Here is a 15,178-nt window from a genome sequence, read left to right on the forward strand (position 1 = left end):
CATGACCGCGATACAGCTCGGACTCATCGGCCTCGGCAAGATGGGCGGCAACATGCGCGAGCGCATACGCCGCGCGGGCCACACCGTCATCGGATACGACCGCAACCCCGACCTCGCCGACGTCAGCAGCCTCGCCGAGCTCGTCGAGCAGCTCGAAGGCCCGCGCGTGGTCTGGGTGATGGTCCCCGCGGGCGCCGCCACCCAGTCGACGATCGACGAGCTGAAGGAGCTTCTCTCGCCCGGCGACATCGTCGTGGACGGCGGCAACTCCCGCTGGACCGACGACGAGAAGCACGCCGCCGAGCTCGCCACCAAGGGCATCGGCTTCGTCGACGCCGGCGTCTCCGGCGGCGTCTGGGGCCTGGAGAACGGCTACGCCCTCATGGTCGGCGGCGACAAGGAGCACATCGCCCGCGTCCAGCCCGTCTTCGACGCCCTCAAGCCCGAAGGCGACTTCGGCTACGTCCACGCCGGCAAGGTCGGCGCCGGGCACTTCTCCAAGATGGTTCACAACGGCATCGAGTACGCCATGATGCAGGCTTACGCCGAGGGCTGGGAGCTGCTGGAGAAGGTCGACTCCGTCACCGATGTGCGTGAGGTCTTCCGCTCCTGGCAGGAGGGCACGGTCATCCGTTCCTGGCTGCTCGACCTGGCGGTCAACGCGCTGGACGACGACGAGCACCTGGAGAAGCTGCGCGGCTTCGCCGCCGACTCCGGTGAGGGCCGCTGGACCGTCGAGGCGGCCATCGACAACGCGGTGCCGCTGCCCGCGATCACCGCGTCCCTCTTCGCGCGGTTCGCCTCGCGCCAGGACGACTCGCCGCAGATGAAGATGATCGCCGCGCTGCGCAACCAGTTCGGCGGCCACGCCGTCGAGAAGAAGTAAGTCAGAGGGAGACGACAGCCATGGGCGACCTCCTGCTGGTACGCCACGGCGAAACGGAGTGGAGCCTGTCCGGACAGCACACCAGCTGGACGGACAAGCCCCTCACGCAAGCCGGCGAGGAACAGGCCAAGTCCCTCGCCCCGCTCCTCGCCGGACGTCCGTACGCCCTCGTCCTCACCAGCCCGCTCGGCCGCGCGGTCCGCACCGCCGACCTCGCGGGCCTGAGCGGGGCCAGGCCCGAGCCGGATCTCCACGAGTGGCACTACGGCGCCTACGAAGGCGTCACCACCCGCGAGATCCACCGCACCCGCCCTGACTGGGACCTGTGGACCCAGGGCGTCCCGCAGGGACCTGAGGGCGGGCCGGGCGAGTCCCCGGAGGCCGTGGGGGAGCGGGCCGACCGCGTCCTGGCCCGCGTGGCCCCCGCGCTCGCGGAGGGCGATGTGGTCCTCGTGGCCCACGCCCACGTCCTGCGTGTTCTCACGGCCCGTCGCCTGGGCCTCGCCCCGGCGGACGGCCGGCTGTTCCAGCTGGCGACCGGGACGGTGAGCCGCCTTTCGACGGAGCACGGGCGACCGGTGATTGCGGAGTGGAACGTGCGGGCGCCGGGACACGAGTGAGCCGAGTGAACGCGGGGTCTTGACAAGGGGATTGGTCCATACCAACTTGGTGGTCGCGCCTCGCGCGCCGCTGGTGTCCGGTCCAATCCCCTTGCCCCCACCGGGAGTTCATGTGTTCTCCAGACGCAAGAGACGCTCCGCAAGGCCCCGCCTTCTCGCCCTCATCGGATCCGCCGCACTCGCCGTGGCCGGCGCGGTCGCCCTCCCCACCACCGCACAGGCGGCGAACGTGCTGTCCAACGCGGGCTTCGAAAGCGGCAGCACGAGCCCGTGGACCTGCTCCGGCGGGCTCGGCTCGGTCGTGTCCAGCCCGGTCCACGGCGGCACCAAAGCCCTGTCGGGGGCGGCCAGTTCCAGCGACAACGCGAAGTGCAGCCAGACCGTCTCCGTCCAGCCGAACACCGCGTACACCCTCTCGGGCTGGGTGCGCGGCAACTACGTCTACCTCGGCGTGGACGGCGGTGCCTCGACCTGGACGCAGTCCCCGACCGCGTACAGCCAGCTCACCGTGCAGTTCACGACCGGCGCCTCCCAGACCAGCGCCACCGTCTACACCCAGGGCTGGTACGCGCAAGGCACCTACTACGCCGACGACATCAGCCTCGACGGGCCCGGCGGCGGAGGCGGCGACACCCAGGCGCCCACCGCTCCGACGGCGCTGAAGTCCACCGGCAAGACCTCGACGAGCGTCTCCCTGTCCTGGACCGGGGCGAGCGACAACGTCGGCGTCACCGGCTACGACATCTACAGCGGCGGCAGCAACAAGCTCCTGACGGTCTCCGGCACGAGCGCCACCGTCAGCGGCCTCTCCCCGAGCACCGCGTACGCCTTCACGGTCAAGGCCCATGACGCGGCCGGCAACGCCTCGGCCGCCTCCAACTCGGTCTCCGTGACCACGGATCAGGGCTCCGGGGGCGGCACCGGCTTCAAGCAGGCGGCCCCGTACTTCTACACCGGCTGGGGTGACCCGCCCAGCCCGGCCACGGTGATGAACGCGACCGGCGTCAAGTGGTTCACGATGGCGTTCGTCCTCTCCTCCGGCGGCTGCAACCCCGCCTGGGACGGCCAGCGCGCCCTCACCGGCGGCCAGGACCAGACCGCGATCAACGCCATCCGCTCCGCGGGCGGCGACATCGTCCCCTCGATCGGCGGCTGGAGCGGCAACAAGCTCGGCCCCAACTGCTCGACCCCCGAGGCCCTCGCGGGCGCCTACCAGAAGGTCATCGACGCTTACGGGCTCAAGGCCATCGACGTCGACATCGAGAACTCCGACGAGTTCGAGAACGAAGCCGTCCAGGACCGCATCCTGGGCGCCCTGAAGATCGTCAAGGCCAACAACCCGGGCCTGCGCACGATCCTCACCTTCGGCACCTCGACGACCGGACCGACGTACTACGGCAACCGCCTCATCGAGCAGTCCAAGGCCCTGAACGCGGACATCGACGTCTTCACGATCATGCCGTTCGACTTCGGCGGCGGCTCCGACATGTACGGCAGCACCGTGAACGCCGCCGAGGGCCTCAAGACCAAGCTCAAGTCCGTCTTCGGCTGGGACGACACGACGGCGTACGCGCACATCGGCATCTCCGGCATGAACGGCCTCAGCGACCAGCAGGAGACCACGACGCCGGCGATCTGGACGCAGGTCAAGGACTGGTCCAACAGCCACCACATCGCGCGCCTCGCCTTCTGGTCGGTCAACCGAGACCGGCCGTGCGCGGGCGGGGGAGTGGCGGAGAACTGCTCCGGCATCAGCCAGGACAACTGGCAGTTCACGAAGATCACCGCCGGGTTCACCGGCTGAGCACGCGCGTACGCACCGGACGGGCCCCCGGGTTCTCCCGGGGGCTTTGCCGTTCCCCCGAAGCCCCGAAAGATCGTCAACGTCCTTGCGGGCGAGGGGACTTACGCAGGCGACCCATCGCGCGTACAGTCCCGGGCAACCTCGTTTAGTTACGTAACTTTACTGGCGCCTCCCTCCCGCGTGAGGAGCTCCATGTGGACGTGACCCCACCCGTCGTCCTGGCACTCGACTTCGGCGGCACGAAGACCGCGCTGACCGTCGCCGACACCCAGGGCACCCGACTGCACGACCTGACCGTCGAGACCAGCGCCGAACTGGGCGCCGAAGCCGGCCTCAAGCGGGCCGTCGACGCCGCGCGCACGCTCCTCGCCGACCTCGAACCGGTCGCCGTCGGAGTCTCCACGATCGGCATCCCCGGCACCGACGGCGTCGCCCTCGCACCGAACATCCCCGGCTGGGAAGAGCTCGCCCTCGGGCGTGAACTCGCCCTGGAATTCCCGGAGTCGGAGCTGCGCCTGGCCACCGACGTCAAGGCCGCGGCCCGCTACGAGTACGACGCGGGGGCGCTCAAGGACTGCGACCCCGGCCTGTACGTCAACCTCGGCACCGGCCTCGCCGTCGCGATCGTGGCCGGCGGCACGGTCCTGACCGGACGGCACGGCGCGTCCGGCGAGATCGGCTACAACCTGCGCACGGTCGCCGACGTCGGACGCGGCCCGGGCGACCGGATCCCGCTGGAGGACGTCGTCAGCGGCAAGGCCCTCAGCCGGGCCGCGCAGGCGAACGGGTCCACCGAACTCGCCCACCACATTGGTGAGTTCATCGACGAGCTGGCCTTCCACCTCGTCAACCTCGCCATCGCCGTCGATCCCGAGCGGATCGTCGTCGGCGGCGGCATGGTCCGCTCCTGGGCCGTTCTGCACGCACCGCTACGCACCGCCCTGGACGCGGCCGTGCCCTACCCGCCGCAGCTCGTACCCGCAGCGCACCCGTACGACGCGCCCCTGCTCGGGGCACTCGCGCTGGCCGTCGAGGCCGCGCGCACCGGAACCTGACGCACCCGGCCCACGAAGGGACTGGCAGGACATGAGGCCCACGCGCATCCTCGCCGCAGCGGTCATCGGCGCGCTCGCCGTGACGGCGACGGCCTGTTCGGAGACCAAGCACAAAGGCGACTCCGACGGCAACAACGCCACACAGGGCAGCGGCCCGAAGAAGAAGGGCGGCACGGTCACCATCGCCAACACGGCGGGGCAGACCTGGACCTGCAACTTCAATCCGTTCAACCCGGCCGTCTACAACACGTCCATCGGCTTCGTCTACGAACCCCTGATCTACGTCAACACGCTCAAGGACGCGGCCGAGACGCCGATGCTCGCCAAGAGCTACAAGTGGAACGCCGACAAGACGCAGATCGACTTCCGCGTCCGCTCCGGAGTGAAGTGGAACGACGGCAAGGCGTTCACCGCCAAGGACGTCGCCTTCACCTTCAACCTCATGAAGCGCGTCAAGTCCACCGACCTGTACGCCCTGTGGACCACGGCCGGACTCCAGTCGGCGACCGCCTCCGGAGACCAGGTCACCCTGAAGTTCGAGAAGGCGGCGCAGCCCTACTTCTACGCGTTCGCCCACCAGGTCGCCATCGTGCCCGAGCACGTCTTCGGCACCGGCGCGGCCGCCGCCCACCCCGACACCTGGGTCGACAAGAAGCCCGTTGGCACCGGCCCGTTCGAGGTCAACCCCTGCTCGCCGAACAACATCCAGTACACCGCCAACCCCGACTACTGGCAGCAGGGCAAGCCGTACATCCAGAAGGTGGAGTACCCGGCCTACCTGGACAACGGTCCCGCCAACCTCGACCTCGCCAACGGCAAGGCGCAGTGGGGCAGCCAGTTCATCCCGGGCATCAAGCAGTTCTACCTGGACAAGTCGGCCGACAACCACACCTGGTCGCCGCCCGTCCTGAACGTCGGCATCTACCCGAACCTCGACCCGTCCCACAAGATGTCCAGCAACCTCAAGGTCCGGCAGGCGATCTCGTACGCCGTCGACCGCGACAAGGTCTCCAAGATCGGGGTCGGCGGGCAGGAGCCGGCCGCCAACCAGTCGGGCATCGTGACGCCGACGTTCGACAAGTACTACGACAAGGCGGCCGTGGCGAAGGCCGGCTTCGACAAGCCGGACCCGGCCCGCGCCAAGAAGCTCCTCGGCGAGCTCGGCTACTCCCCGTCCAAGCCCCTCAAGCTGAAGATCATCACGATCACCGGCTACACCGACTGGGACGCCTCCCTCAACGTCATCAAGCAGAACCTGAAGGCCGTCGGCATCGACCTCACCGTCCAGGACCTCGCGCAGCAGACCATGGTCGGCAAGCTCTACACCGGTGACTACGACCTGGCGTACTACAACCAGCAGACCAGCGGCCCCACCCCGTACTACGAGCTGCGCCAGATGCTGCACTCCGCGAACACCGCGCCCCTCGGCAAGAACGCCACCAGCAACTACCAGCGCTACAAGAACCCGAAGGTCGACCAGCTCCTCAACGACTACGCGTCGGCGGACGAGACCAAGCAGGTCGAGATCGTCAAGCAGGTCGCCCAGTACATGATCGACGACGTCCCGGTGATCCCCGTCGTGGAGGCGGTGGACTGGTTCCAGTACAACACCAAGGACATCGCCGGCTGGCCCACCGAGGACAACCCCTACGCGCAGCCCGCGGCCTACAACTTCCCCGACACGGGCCAGGTGCTCACCCACCTGTACTCCAAGTCGGCCCAGTAGGCGGTGACCTGTGCGCTTCATACTGCGCCGCCTGGGGTTCTTTCTCCTCACACTCTGGGCGGCCCTCACCCTGAACTTCTTCATCCCGCGCTTCATGCCGGGCGACCCGGTCGACGCGCTCGTCGTGCGCACCCGCGGCCGGGTCTCCCGGGACGCGCTGGAACAGATGCTGACGTCGTTCGGCTTCAAGCCCGACCAGAACGTGGCGGTCCAGTACGTCGACTACCTGGGCCACATGTTCACCGGGAACTGGGGCCGCTCCATCGGCCAGACGCTGGGCGAGCCGGTCACCAAGCTGATCGGCGGCGCCCTGCCCTGGACCCTGGGCCTCGTCGGCATCACCACGGTGCTCGCGTTCGTGCTGGGCACGCTCATCGGCACGGTCTCGGGCTGGCGGCGCGGCGGCGCCCTCGACGCGATCCTGCCGCCGATCTTCGTGATCACCTCGGCGCTGCCCTACTTCTGGGTGGGCCTGCTGCTCATCCTGATCTTCTCGCAGGGCACCGGCGGCTGGCTCCCCGCCAACTTCAACTACGACACCTCGATCGTGCCCGGCTTCTCCCCGGGCTTCGTGGGCAGCGTCCTGTCCCACGCGGTCCTGCCCGCGGCGACGCTGCTCATCACGACGATCGGTGGCTGGATCCTCACCATGCGCAACAACATGATCACCACCCTGGCCGAGGACTACGTCCGGATGGCCCGCGCCAAGGGCCTCGGCTCCCGCCGCATCATGTACGGCTACGCGGCCCGCAACGCGATCCTGCCCAACCTCGCCGGCTTCGCCATGTCCCTCGGCTTCGTCATCTCGGGCGCGATCCTCATCGAGTACGTCTTCAACTACCCCGGCATCGGCTACCTCCTCTACAACGCCGTCCAGAACGTCGACTACCCGCTGATGCAGGCCCTGTTCATGCTGTTCACGGTCGCCGTCCTGGTGGCGCTGCTCGCGGTGGACATCGCGACCGTGTGGCTGGATCCGCGAGCCAGGGCAAAGGGGTGAGCGCCCGATGACCACCACCGCCATCACCGCCCCACCTCCCGAGAAGGCCCCCGCCCGCACCAGGGCGGGTGGCGGCCTCTGGCGGGCCGTCCGGGGCAACCGGAAGGCCATGGCAGGCGCGGTGATCCTGCTGATCTTCACCGTCGTCGCCGCGTTCCCGGGCCTGTTCACCTCCGTCGACCACCCCGACGAGGCGAACTTCGCCCCGCGCCTCGACCCGTCCACCGCCCATCTCCTCGGCACCACGGCGCTCGGCCAGGACATCTACTCCCAACTCATCTACGGCACACGGGAATCACTCGTCATCGCCGTAGTGGCCGGTGCCCTCGCCACCGTCCTGTCCGTGATCATCGGAGTCTCCGCCGCGTACCTCGGCGGCCTCGCCGACGACTTGCTGTCCCTGTTGACGAACGTCGTCCTCGTCATCCCGGCGTTCCCCCTGGTGATCATCCTCGCCAAGTACGCCGGCAAGGGCTCGCTCACCGTCATCCTCGCCGTCCTCGTCTTCACCGGCTGGTCCTACGGCGCCAACCAACTGCGCGCCCAGGCCCTGTCGTTGCGCAACCGGGACTTCCTGGAATCGGCGCGGGTGCGCGGCGAGCGGCGCTCGTACATCATCGTCTGCGAAGTCCTGCCGACGATGACGTCCCTGATCGTCGCCAACTTCCTCGGCGCCGCGCTCTATTCGGTGCTGAGCGCGGCCGGCCTGCAGTTCCTCGGCCTCGGCGACCCGAACTCGCAGAGCTGGGGCACGATGCTCTACTGGGCCCAGAACCAGCAGGCCCTGCAGACCGGCACCCCGCTGTGGTCCATCGCCCCCGGCCTGTGTGTCGCCCTGCTCGGCGTCGCGTTCGCCCTCGTCAACTACGCCTTCGACGAGATCGGCAACCCGGCCCTGCGTCCCGTACGAAGGAGGCGCAGAGGTGCCTGAACCCCTGCTGAGCGTCACCGATCTGACCGTCGTCTACGACACCGCACGCGGCCCGGTCACGGCCGTCGATCACGTCGATCTCGCCGTGGAGAAAGGGCAGTTCGCTGCCGTCGTGGGCGAATCCGGCTGCGGCAAGTCCACCCTGATGTTCGCCGTCGCGCAGCTGCTCAACCCGCCCGCCCGCATCGCCGGCGGCACCGTCCGCTTCCGCGGCGAGAACCTCGTCACCCTCGGCGAACGCGAACTCAACGCCCTGCGCTGGCGCGACTACTCCGTCGTCCTGCAGTCCGCCATGAACGCCCTGAACCCGGTGGCCACCCTCGCCGCCCAGTACAAGGACGCCATGGCCGCCCACGGGACTTACACGAACGAGGAGATCCGCGCCCGCTCCGCCGAGGTCCTCGACCTCGTCGGCATCGACCCGGTCCATCTGCACAGCTACCCGCACCAGCTCTCCGGCGGCATGCGCCAACGCGCCATGATCGCCATGGCGCTGCTGCTCACCCCGGACCTGGTCATCATGGACGAGCCGACCTCCGCGCTCGACGTCGTCGCCCAGCGCTCCCTCATGGTCCAGATCAAGGAACTCCAGCAGCTCCTGGGCTTCGCCGTCGTGTTCGTCACCCACGACATGTCCCTGGTGAGCCACTTCTCCGACCAGCTCCTCGTCATGTACGCGGGCCAGGTCGTCGAACAGGGCCCCACCCGCACCGTCTTCGACCACCCCTCCCACCCCTACAGCCGCGGCCTCCTCGAAGCGTTCCCCTCGATCCGCGGCCCCCGCGTCCCGCTGCACGGCATCCCCGGCAGCCCGCCCGACCTCGCCGCGCCCCCGGCCGGCTGCCGCTTCGCCCCGCGCTGCCCCCTCGTCCACGAGCGGTGCCACGTCAGCGAGCCCGCCCTGTACGAAGTGGGCGCGGCCCGCTCCCGCTGCCTGCTGCACCTCACGGAGGCCGCCTCATGAGCCCTCTCCTCGAAACGATCGGCCTCACCCGCCACTTCAAGGTCGGCACCGGGCTCACCCGCAGCGTCCTGCACGCCGTCGACGACGTCGACCTCGCCATCGGCGAACGCGAGATCGTCGCCCTCGTCGGCGAGAGCGGGAGCGGCAAGTCCACGCTCGCCCGCCTCGTCGCCCAGGTCCACAAGCCCACCCGCGGCGAAATCCGGTACCAGGGACAGCCGTTGACCGCCCACCGCGGCCGCAGGGCCAAGCTCGCCTACCGCGGCGACGTCCCCATGGTCTTCCAGGACCCCTTCGCCTCCCTCAACCCCGCCTACCGTGTCTCCCACGGCATCCTGCGCGGCCTCAAGCTGCACCGCCCCGAACTGAGCGGCGCCGAGCGCCGGGCGGAGGCCGAGCGGGTCGTCGAGGCCGTCGGCCTCACCCCCGCCGCCGAGGTCCTCTCCCGCTTCCCGTACGAACTCTCCGGCGGCCAGCGCCAGCGCATCGGCTTCGCCCAGGCCCTGGCCCACCGCCCCAAACTGATCCTCGCCGACGAACCCGTCTCCATGCTCGACGTCTCCATCCGCATCGGCCTGCTCAACGTCATGGCCGACCTGCGCGAGACGGAGGGCGTCTCCATCCTCTACATCACCCACGACATCGCCGGCGCCCGCTATCTCTCCGACCGGATCGCCGTCATGTACGGCGGTCACGTCGTCGAGACCGGCCCCACCGAGGACGTCCTCGCCCACCCCCGCCACCCCTACACCGAGCTGCTCCTGTCCGCCGTCCCCGATCCGCGCGCCCCCCTCGACGTCGACGCGGCCGCCGCCAAGACCGACCCGCCCGTCGTCATCGACCCCACCCCCAGCTGCCGCTTCCGCACCCGCTGTCCCCTCGCCGTCGACCAGTGCCACCACGTCACCCCGCGCCTGCAGCCGGTCGGCGAGGGCCACACGGCGGCCTGCCACGTCACCGCCCCGCCCGAGGGCGCCCAGTGACCACGCCCCCCTGGAACCGCCGGCGCCTGCGCAGCAACAACGAATGGCTGCTCCTCGAACGCCTGCGCCTCGAAGGCCCTGCCTCCCGCGCCCAACTCGCGCGCGACAGCGGCCTGTCCAAGCCCACCGTCTCCTCCGCCCTCGCCGCCCTGGAACGCGCGGGCCTGGTCCGTGAGGCAGGCACTCATGCCCAGAGCAGGGGACGCGTCGCCGTTCTCTACGAACCCGACCCGCGTGCCGGACATGTCCTCGGCATCGACATCGGCCGCGCCCGGCTGCGCACGGCGGTGGCCGACCTGACGGGCGAGATCGTCTCCCGTACGGAGTTACGCAACCGGGGCCGCAGCGCGGGAGCGGTCGCCGACGCCGCCGTCACCTGCGCCGAACAGGCCCTCGCGGACGCCGGGTTGAGCCAGGCCGACATCGTGCACACCGCCGTCGGCACCCCCGGCGTCTTCGACCGCCACACCGGCCGGGTCCGCTACGCCGTCAACCTGCCCGGCTGGGGCCGCCCCGGCCTCGTCGAGCGCATGCGCGACCGGCTCGGCACCCCGCTCTCCGTCCACAACGACGCCAACCTCGCGGCGCTCGGCGAGTACACCTTCGGCGCGGGCTCCGGCAGTCATCTGTTCGTGTACGTCCTGATCGGTACCGGCCTCGGCATGGGCGTCGTCGCCGACGGCGAACTCTTCCTCGGCGCGCACGGCGCCGCGGGCGAGATCGGCTTCCTGCCGCTGGACGGCGTACCGGCGTCGGGAGCGGCCCCCCGGCGCGGCATGCTGGAGGACGCGGTCTCCGCCGATGCCGTCGTCCGCGCCGCCCGCACCCGGGGCATGACCGGACCTCTCACCGCCAAGCGTGTCTTCGACGCCGCCCGCACCGGCGACCGTGCCGCCCTCGCCGCCGTACGCCAGGAAGGCGAGCGCCTCGCCCTGGCCGTCGCCTCCGTGACCGCCGTCCTCGACCCCGATCTGGTGGTCCTCGGCGGCGGCGTCGGCCGGGGCGCGGACCTCCTGCTCGCCACGGTCGGCGAGACCCTGCACCGTCTCACCCCGCTGCGCCCCCGAGTCGAGCCCAGCAGGACGGGAGCGGACGCGGTCCTGTTCGGAGCGATCACCACGGCCCTGCGCGCCGCCCGCCCGCTGCTCTTCGAGCGTCTGACGGGGAGGGGGCCGGAGAGAGGTCCGGCAGAGGGGCCGGAAATGCAAAAAACCCCAGGTTAACTGGGGTTCCTGCCGGTGTCCGAGGGGGGACTTGAACCCCCACGCCCGATAAAGGGCACTAGCACCTCAAGCTAGCGCGTCTGCCATTCCGCCACCCGGACAAGGTGTCTGTCTTCGCGGGGTGTTCCCCGCGGCGACAGAGAGAACATTACCAGGCCCGAAGGGGTGCCCGATCCCGCCGCCCCTTCGCTGTGAACGGCGGATGACGACCCCCGCCCGCCCTTGGGCCGCGGCCTCAGGAGAGAGAGGATGAGGGGGACCACCAGCAACGACAGTGGGAGGAACAGGCGTGAGCGAGTCGAGCACGGGCAGGACGGTCTCGGGCGAGGACGAGGTCGTCGACCTCTGTCGTGAGCTGATCCAGATCGACACCAGCAACTACGGCGACCACTCGGGCCCCGGCGAGCGCAAGGCCGCCGAGTACGTGGCGGAGAAGCTCGCCGAGGTGGGCCTCGAGCCCAAGATCTTCGAGTCGCACCCGGGCCGGGCCTCCACGGTCGCCCGCATCCAGGGCGAGGACCCCTCGCGGCCCGCGCTCCTGATCCACGGCCACACCGACGTCGTACCGGCCAACGCGGCGGACTGGACCCACCACCCGTTCTCCGGCGAGATCGCCGACGGGTGCGTCTGGGGCCGCGGGGCCGTCGACATGAAGGACATGGACGCGATGACCCTCGCGGTCGTCCGCGACCGGCTGCGCAGCGGCCGCAAGCCCCCGCGCGACATCGTCCTGGCCTTCCTCGCCGACGAGGAGGCGGGTGGCACGTACGGCGCGCGGCACCTCGTCGACAAGCACCCGGACCTCTTCGAGGGGTGCACGGAGGCGATCAGCGAGGTCGGAGGTTTCTCGTTCACCGTCAACGAGAAGCTGCGGCTCTACCTCGTCGAGACGGCCCAGAAGGGCATGCACTGGATGAAGCTGACCGTGGACGGCACCGCCGGCCACGGTTCGATGATCCACAAGGACAACGCGATCACCGAGCTGTCCGAGGCCGTCGGGCGCCTGGGGCGGCACAAGTTCCCGGTGCGGGTCACCAAGACGCTGCGGCACTTCCTCGACGAGCTCGGCGACGCGCTCGGTACCGAGCTCGACCCCGAGAACATGGACGAGACGCTCGCCAAGCTCGGCGGCATCGCCAAGCTGATCGGCGCCTCGCTGCAGAACACCGCCAACCCGACCCAGCTCGCCGCCGGCTACAAGGTGAACGTGATCCCCGGGCAGGCCACCGCGCACGTCGACGGCCGCTATCTGCCGGGCTACGAGGAGGAGTTCCTCGCCGACCTGGACCGCATCCTCGGCCCGAACGTGAAGCGCGAGGACGTGCACGCGGACAAGGCCCTGGAGACCACCTTCGACGGTGCGCTCGTCGACGCCATGCAGACGGCGCTCCAGGCCGAGGACCCGATCGCCCGCGCGGTGCCGTACATGCTCTCCGCCGGCACCGACGCCAAGTCCTTCGACGACCTCGGCATCCGCGGGTTCGGCTTCGCCCCCCTGAAGCTGCCGCCGGAGCTGGACTTCGCGGGCATGTTCCACGGCGTCGACGAGCGGGTTCCGGTCGACGGGCTCAAGTTCGGTGTGCGCGTGCTCGACCGGTTCATCGACGCGTCCTGACCCGGCGGGACCGCGCCGCCGGTATTCGACTGCGCGTACGCACGGGACTGGAAAGAGTGAAAGGAAACATAGGCTCGTAGCCTCATCAGCCCCTCCTCGTTACAGGGGGTGCAGTCCGCGGCTGGGACTGCATTGCCAACAAGGAGGAATAATGATCAAGAAGGTCGTCGCTGCTGCGGCTGCCACGGGTGGTCTCGTGCTCGCTGGCGCGGGCATCGCCGCTGCCGACGCCGGTGCCCAGGGTGCTGCCGTGAAGAACCCCGGTGTGATCTCGGGCAACGTCATCCAGGTTCCGGTCCACATCCCGGTGAACGCCTGTGGCAACACGGTGTCCGTGATCGGGCTGCTGAACCCCGCCTTCGGCAACGCCTGCGTCAACAAGTGACGCTGTTGTGCATCGCCCCTTGAGGGCCTGAGTCCGTCGGCCCCGGAGTGCGCGCCATGCGCTCCGGGGCCGATTGGGCATTCCGCGCACGCGTATGGATGCCCGTGCGCATTCTGCAAGGCATAAGGCAGGTTAAAGCTATGCGACAGGTCACGCGCAAAGGCCTGATCACCGTGGCGGCCGCGACCGGCGTACTCGCCGTGTCCGGTGGCTACGCACACGCAGACTCCGGTGCCGAGGGGGGCTCGTCGGGATCGCCCGGCGTCCTCTCCGGCAACACGATCCAGCTCCCCGTGGACATCCCGGTCAACGCGTGCGGCAACACAGTGAACGTCGTCGGGTTGCTCAACCCCGCGTCGGGCAACGACTGTGCCAACACGTCGAAGCCGGGAGGTGGCCACCCCGGTGGGAGCCACCACCACCACGGCGGCGGCGCCACGGCCGAGGGGGGCACGAGCGATTCGCCCGGTGTCGGCTCCGGCAACCATGTGCAGGTCCCGGTCCACGTGCCGGTCAACGCCTGCGGCAACAGCGTCTCGGTCATCGGGCTTCTCAACCCCGCAGGAGGCAACGACTGCGCGAACTCGCCGGGAGGCCACGAGCCGACGACCCCGCCGACCAAGCCGCCGACGAAGCCCGTGCCGGGCACGCCCCATCACCCCGGCACGCCGTCGAAGCCGAGCCACCCCAGCACCCCGAGCCACCCCAGCACCCCGAGCCACCCCAGCACCCCGAACCACCCGGGGACGCAGACGGTCACCCAGCCCAAGGGTTCGGAGCAGCTCGCCGAGACCGGCAGCTCGATGCCGCTGGGTACCGTCCTGCCGGCCAGTGCGGGCGCCCTGCTCGCGGGCGCGCTCCTCTACCGGCGCGCGCGGTCAGGCGTGTGACCGCCGCGTGACGCGGCGTGACTGAGAAGGTGCGGAACGGAGCGGGCCCAGTAGCGACGGGGCCCGCTCCGTTCACTCACCACGTGGCGCGCAGCTGGCGGATGATCCGCCGGCGCAACCGCACTCTGCGGCTGCCGTCACGCAGCAGGCTCAGGCGGTCCAACTCCCAGTGTCCGTACTCGGCATGGTCGGTCAGCAGGCGTGTGGCGTCCTTGCGGGACACCCCGCGAGGGACGTACACGTCGACAAATTCGTATTCCGGCATCGCATCTATTGTGCGGGCACGGGCCGTGTACGGATAGCGTCTGCTCTATGTCTGATGCTGCGCAGCCCACCGCTGCCGAGGTACGCGCCGCCGCCGAGGCGGTCAAGGCTGCGCTCGACCGCCACCTGGCGGCTGTCGAGCGCAGGTCGGGTGAGGACGATCCGGCCGTCTACGAAGCGTTCAACGAACTGGCCGCGGCGGCCGAGGAGTACGACGAGCTCCTCTACGACCGCTACGACGAGGTCACCCCCTTCGAGATTCCCGGTACGGAGGACTCGCTGCCCCCGTACACCGGCCCCGAGGAGCCGAACGCCCTGAGCGTGCTCATCCGCCGCGACTACGCCGTGGTGGAGCCGCAGCGACTGCTCGCACAGGCCCAGCGGGTCGCCGACGTGGAGGCCGACTCGGACCTCGGCGACGGCGCCGCGGCGGCCGTCGGGACCATCGGGAACAGCGTGCACGCTGCCCTCGGCGTCCTCTTCGGAGAGTTCGAACCCGACGAAATCGCTTCCCGGCACAAGGAGTTCGGCCTGGAGGAGGGCGACTCCACGCTGTGGGTGACGGCCTCGGACGATCCGGCGGAGCCGGGGGAGTGGCTGGACGCGCCGTTCGACCAGGCCGATCCGCAGCGGGTCGTCTGCCGCTTCGACGTCAGCTCCGTCTTCGACGACGAGCTGGACGGCGACCTCGCGGACGACGGGCCGGACGCGGTCGCGGGCGCCACGGGGGACGGGGTGGAACCGACCTGACACGGCCGGTGACGGCGTGAGCGAGTGAGGGAGGGGCGGGCGGACTTCGGTCCGCCCGCCCCTCCCGCTTGCCGCTGTGCGC

General features: G+C 70.0%; 15 protein-coding genes and 1 tRNA gene. 14 read left to right on the forward strand and 2 right to left on the reverse strand.

Annotation, left to right across the window (positions count from 1 at the left end; all coding sequences use genetic code 11):
- Window positions 1-10 precede the first annotated feature (10 nt).
- The 10 genes from gnd (at window position 11) to OHA58_RS29405 (ending at window position 11,192) form a co-directional block, all read left to right on the forward strand.
- Window positions 11-886 carry a phosphogluconate dehydrogenase (NAD(+)-dependent, decarboxylating) gene (gnd, locus tag OHA58_RS29360; protein WP_405485245.1) on the forward strand — a complete coding sequence of 292 codons (876 nt, stop codon included), beginning with the start codon at window positions 11-13 and terminating at the stop codon, window positions 884-886.
- Window positions 887-906: 20 nt separating this feature from the next.
- Window positions 907-1,506, forward strand: a complete 600-nt coding sequence (locus tag OHA58_RS29365) for a histidine phosphatase family protein (protein WP_405482518.1) — start codon at window positions 907-909, stop codon at window positions 1,504-1,506.
- A 112-nt stretch (window positions 1,507-1,618) separates the two neighbouring features.
- Window positions 1,619-3,310 (forward strand): carbohydrate binding domain-containing protein, encoded by a 1,692-nt coding sequence (locus OHA58_RS29370; protein WP_405482519.1) that lies wholly within the window; start codon window positions 1,619-1,621, stop codon window positions 3,308-3,310.
- A 194-nt stretch (window positions 3,311-3,504) separates the two neighbouring features.
- Complete coding sequence (locus tag OHA58_RS29375) at window positions 3,505-4,365, forward strand: ROK family protein (RefSeq protein WP_405482520.1); 861 nt, start codon at window positions 3,505-3,507, stop codon at window positions 4,363-4,365.
- Window positions 4,366-4,396: 31 nt separating this feature from the next.
- On the forward strand, window positions 4,397-6,091 hold the full coding sequence (locus OHA58_RS29380) for an ABC transporter substrate-binding protein (RefSeq protein ID WP_405482522.1): 1,695 nt from the start codon (window positions 4,397-4,399) through the stop codon (window positions 6,089-6,091).
- A 10-nt stretch (window positions 6,092-6,101) separates the two neighbouring features.
- Window positions 6,102-7,091, forward strand: coding sequence for an ABC transporter permease (locus tag OHA58_RS29385; RefSeq protein ID WP_405482523.1), 990 nt, complete (start codon window positions 6,102-6,104; stop codon window positions 7,089-7,091).
- Window positions 7,092-7,098: 7 nt separating this feature from the next.
- A complete protein-coding gene (locus OHA58_RS29390) occupies window positions 7,099-8,022 on the forward strand; it encodes an ABC transporter permease (protein ID WP_405482525.1) in 924 nt (307 codons plus the stop codon).
- Complete coding sequence (locus tag OHA58_RS29395) at window positions 8,015-8,986, forward strand: ABC transporter ATP-binding protein (RefSeq protein ID WP_405482527.1); 972 nt, start codon at window positions 8,015-8,017, stop codon at window positions 8,984-8,986. The genes OHA58_RS29390 and OHA58_RS29395 overlap by 8 nt, the downstream gene beginning before the upstream one ends.
- Entirely contained in the window at window positions 8,983-9,969 is a 987-nt protein-coding gene (locus OHA58_RS29400; protein WP_405482528.1) for an ABC transporter ATP-binding protein, read from the forward strand. The genes OHA58_RS29395 and OHA58_RS29400 overlap by 4 nt, the downstream gene beginning before the upstream one ends.
- Window positions 9,966-11,192, forward strand: a complete 1,227-nt coding sequence (locus OHA58_RS29405; protein ID WP_405482529.1) for an ROK family protein — start codon at window positions 9,966-9,968, stop codon at window positions 11,190-11,192. Before OHA58_RS29400 ends, OHA58_RS29405 begins: the two co-directional genes overlap by 4 nt.
- 16 nt (window positions 11,193-11,208) lie before the next feature.
- Here OHA58_RS29405 and OHA58_RS29410 read toward each other — a convergent pair.
- Window positions 11,209-11,293 (reverse strand) — tRNA-Leu (locus tag OHA58_RS29410).
- A gap of 188 nt (window positions 11,294-11,481) precedes the next feature.
- Between OHA58_RS29410 and OHA58_RS29415 the strand changes: the two genes are divergently transcribed.
- From OHA58_RS29415 to OHA58_RS29425, 3 genes are all read left to right on the forward strand, one after another.
- A complete protein-coding gene (locus tag OHA58_RS29415; RefSeq protein ID WP_405482530.1) occupies window positions 11,482-12,807 on the forward strand; it encodes a M20/M25/M40 family metallo-hydrolase in 1,326 nt (441 codons plus the stop codon).
- A 151-nt stretch (window positions 12,808-12,958) separates the two neighbouring features.
- Window positions 12,959-13,192, forward strand: a complete 234-nt coding sequence (locus OHA58_RS29420; protein ID WP_405482532.1) for a chaplin — start codon at window positions 12,959-12,961, stop codon at window positions 13,190-13,192.
- A gap of 140 nt (window positions 13,193-13,332) precedes the next feature.
- Window positions 13,333-14,082 carry a chaplin family protein gene (locus OHA58_RS29425; protein ID WP_405482534.1) on the forward strand — a complete coding sequence of 250 codons (750 nt, stop codon included), beginning with the start codon at window positions 13,333-13,335 and terminating at the stop codon, window positions 14,080-14,082.
- A 76-nt stretch (window positions 14,083-14,158) separates the two neighbouring features.
- Here OHA58_RS29425 and OHA58_RS29430 read toward each other — a convergent pair whose 3' ends face one another.
- Complete coding sequence (locus tag OHA58_RS29430; protein WP_067429589.1) at window positions 14,159-14,347, reverse strand: DUF5703 family protein; 189 nt, start codon at window positions 14,345-14,347, stop codon at window positions 14,159-14,161.
- 47 nt (window positions 14,348-14,394) lie between these two features.
- Between OHA58_RS29430 and OHA58_RS29435 the strand changes: the two genes are divergently transcribed.
- Entirely contained in the window at window positions 14,395-15,096 is a 702-nt protein-coding gene (locus OHA58_RS29435; RefSeq protein WP_405482535.1) for a hypothetical protein, read from the forward strand.
- Window positions 15,097-15,178 lie beyond the last annotated feature (82 nt).

The sequence above is a fragment of the Streptomyces sp. NBC_00009 genome (genome assembly GCF_045040855.1).
Classification (GTDB): domain Bacteria; phylum Actinomycetota; class Actinomycetes; order Streptomycetales; family Streptomycetaceae; genus Streptomyces; species Streptomyces aureus.

Bases quoted from the DNA above. Each gene is read 5' to 3' on its own strand.
- OHA58_RS29400 (WP_405482528.1), top strand. From the start codon at position 8,983: ATGAGCCCTCTCCTCGAAACGATCGGCCTCACCCGCCACTTCAAGGTC.
- OHA58_RS29425 (WP_405482534.1), top strand. From the start codon at position 13,333: ATGCGACAGGTCACGCGCAAAGGCCTGATCACCGTGGCGGCCGCGACC.
- OHA58_RS29420 (WP_405482532.1), top strand. From the start codon at position 12,959: ATGATCAAGAAGGTCGTCGCTGCTGCGGCTGCCACGGGTGGTCTCGTG.
- OHA58_RS29435 (WP_405482535.1), top strand. From the start codon at position 14,395: ATGTCTGATGCTGCGCAGCCCACCGCTGCCGAGGTACGCGCCGCCGCC.
- OHA58_RS29390 (WP_405482525.1), top strand. From the start codon at position 7,099: ATGACCACCACCGCCATCACCGCCCCACCTCCCGAGAAGGCCCCCGCC.
- OHA58_RS29430 (WP_067429589.1), bottom strand. From the start codon at position 14,347: ATGCCGGAATACGAATTTGTCGACGTGTACGTCCCTCGCGGGGTGTCC.
- OHA58_RS29380 (WP_405482522.1), top strand. From the start codon at position 4,397: ATGAGGCCCACGCGCATCCTCGCCGCAGCGGTCATCGGCGCGCTCGCC.
- OHA58_RS29365 (WP_405482518.1), top strand. From the start codon at position 907: ATGGGCGACCTCCTGCTGGTACGCCACGGCGAAACGGAGTGGAGCCTG.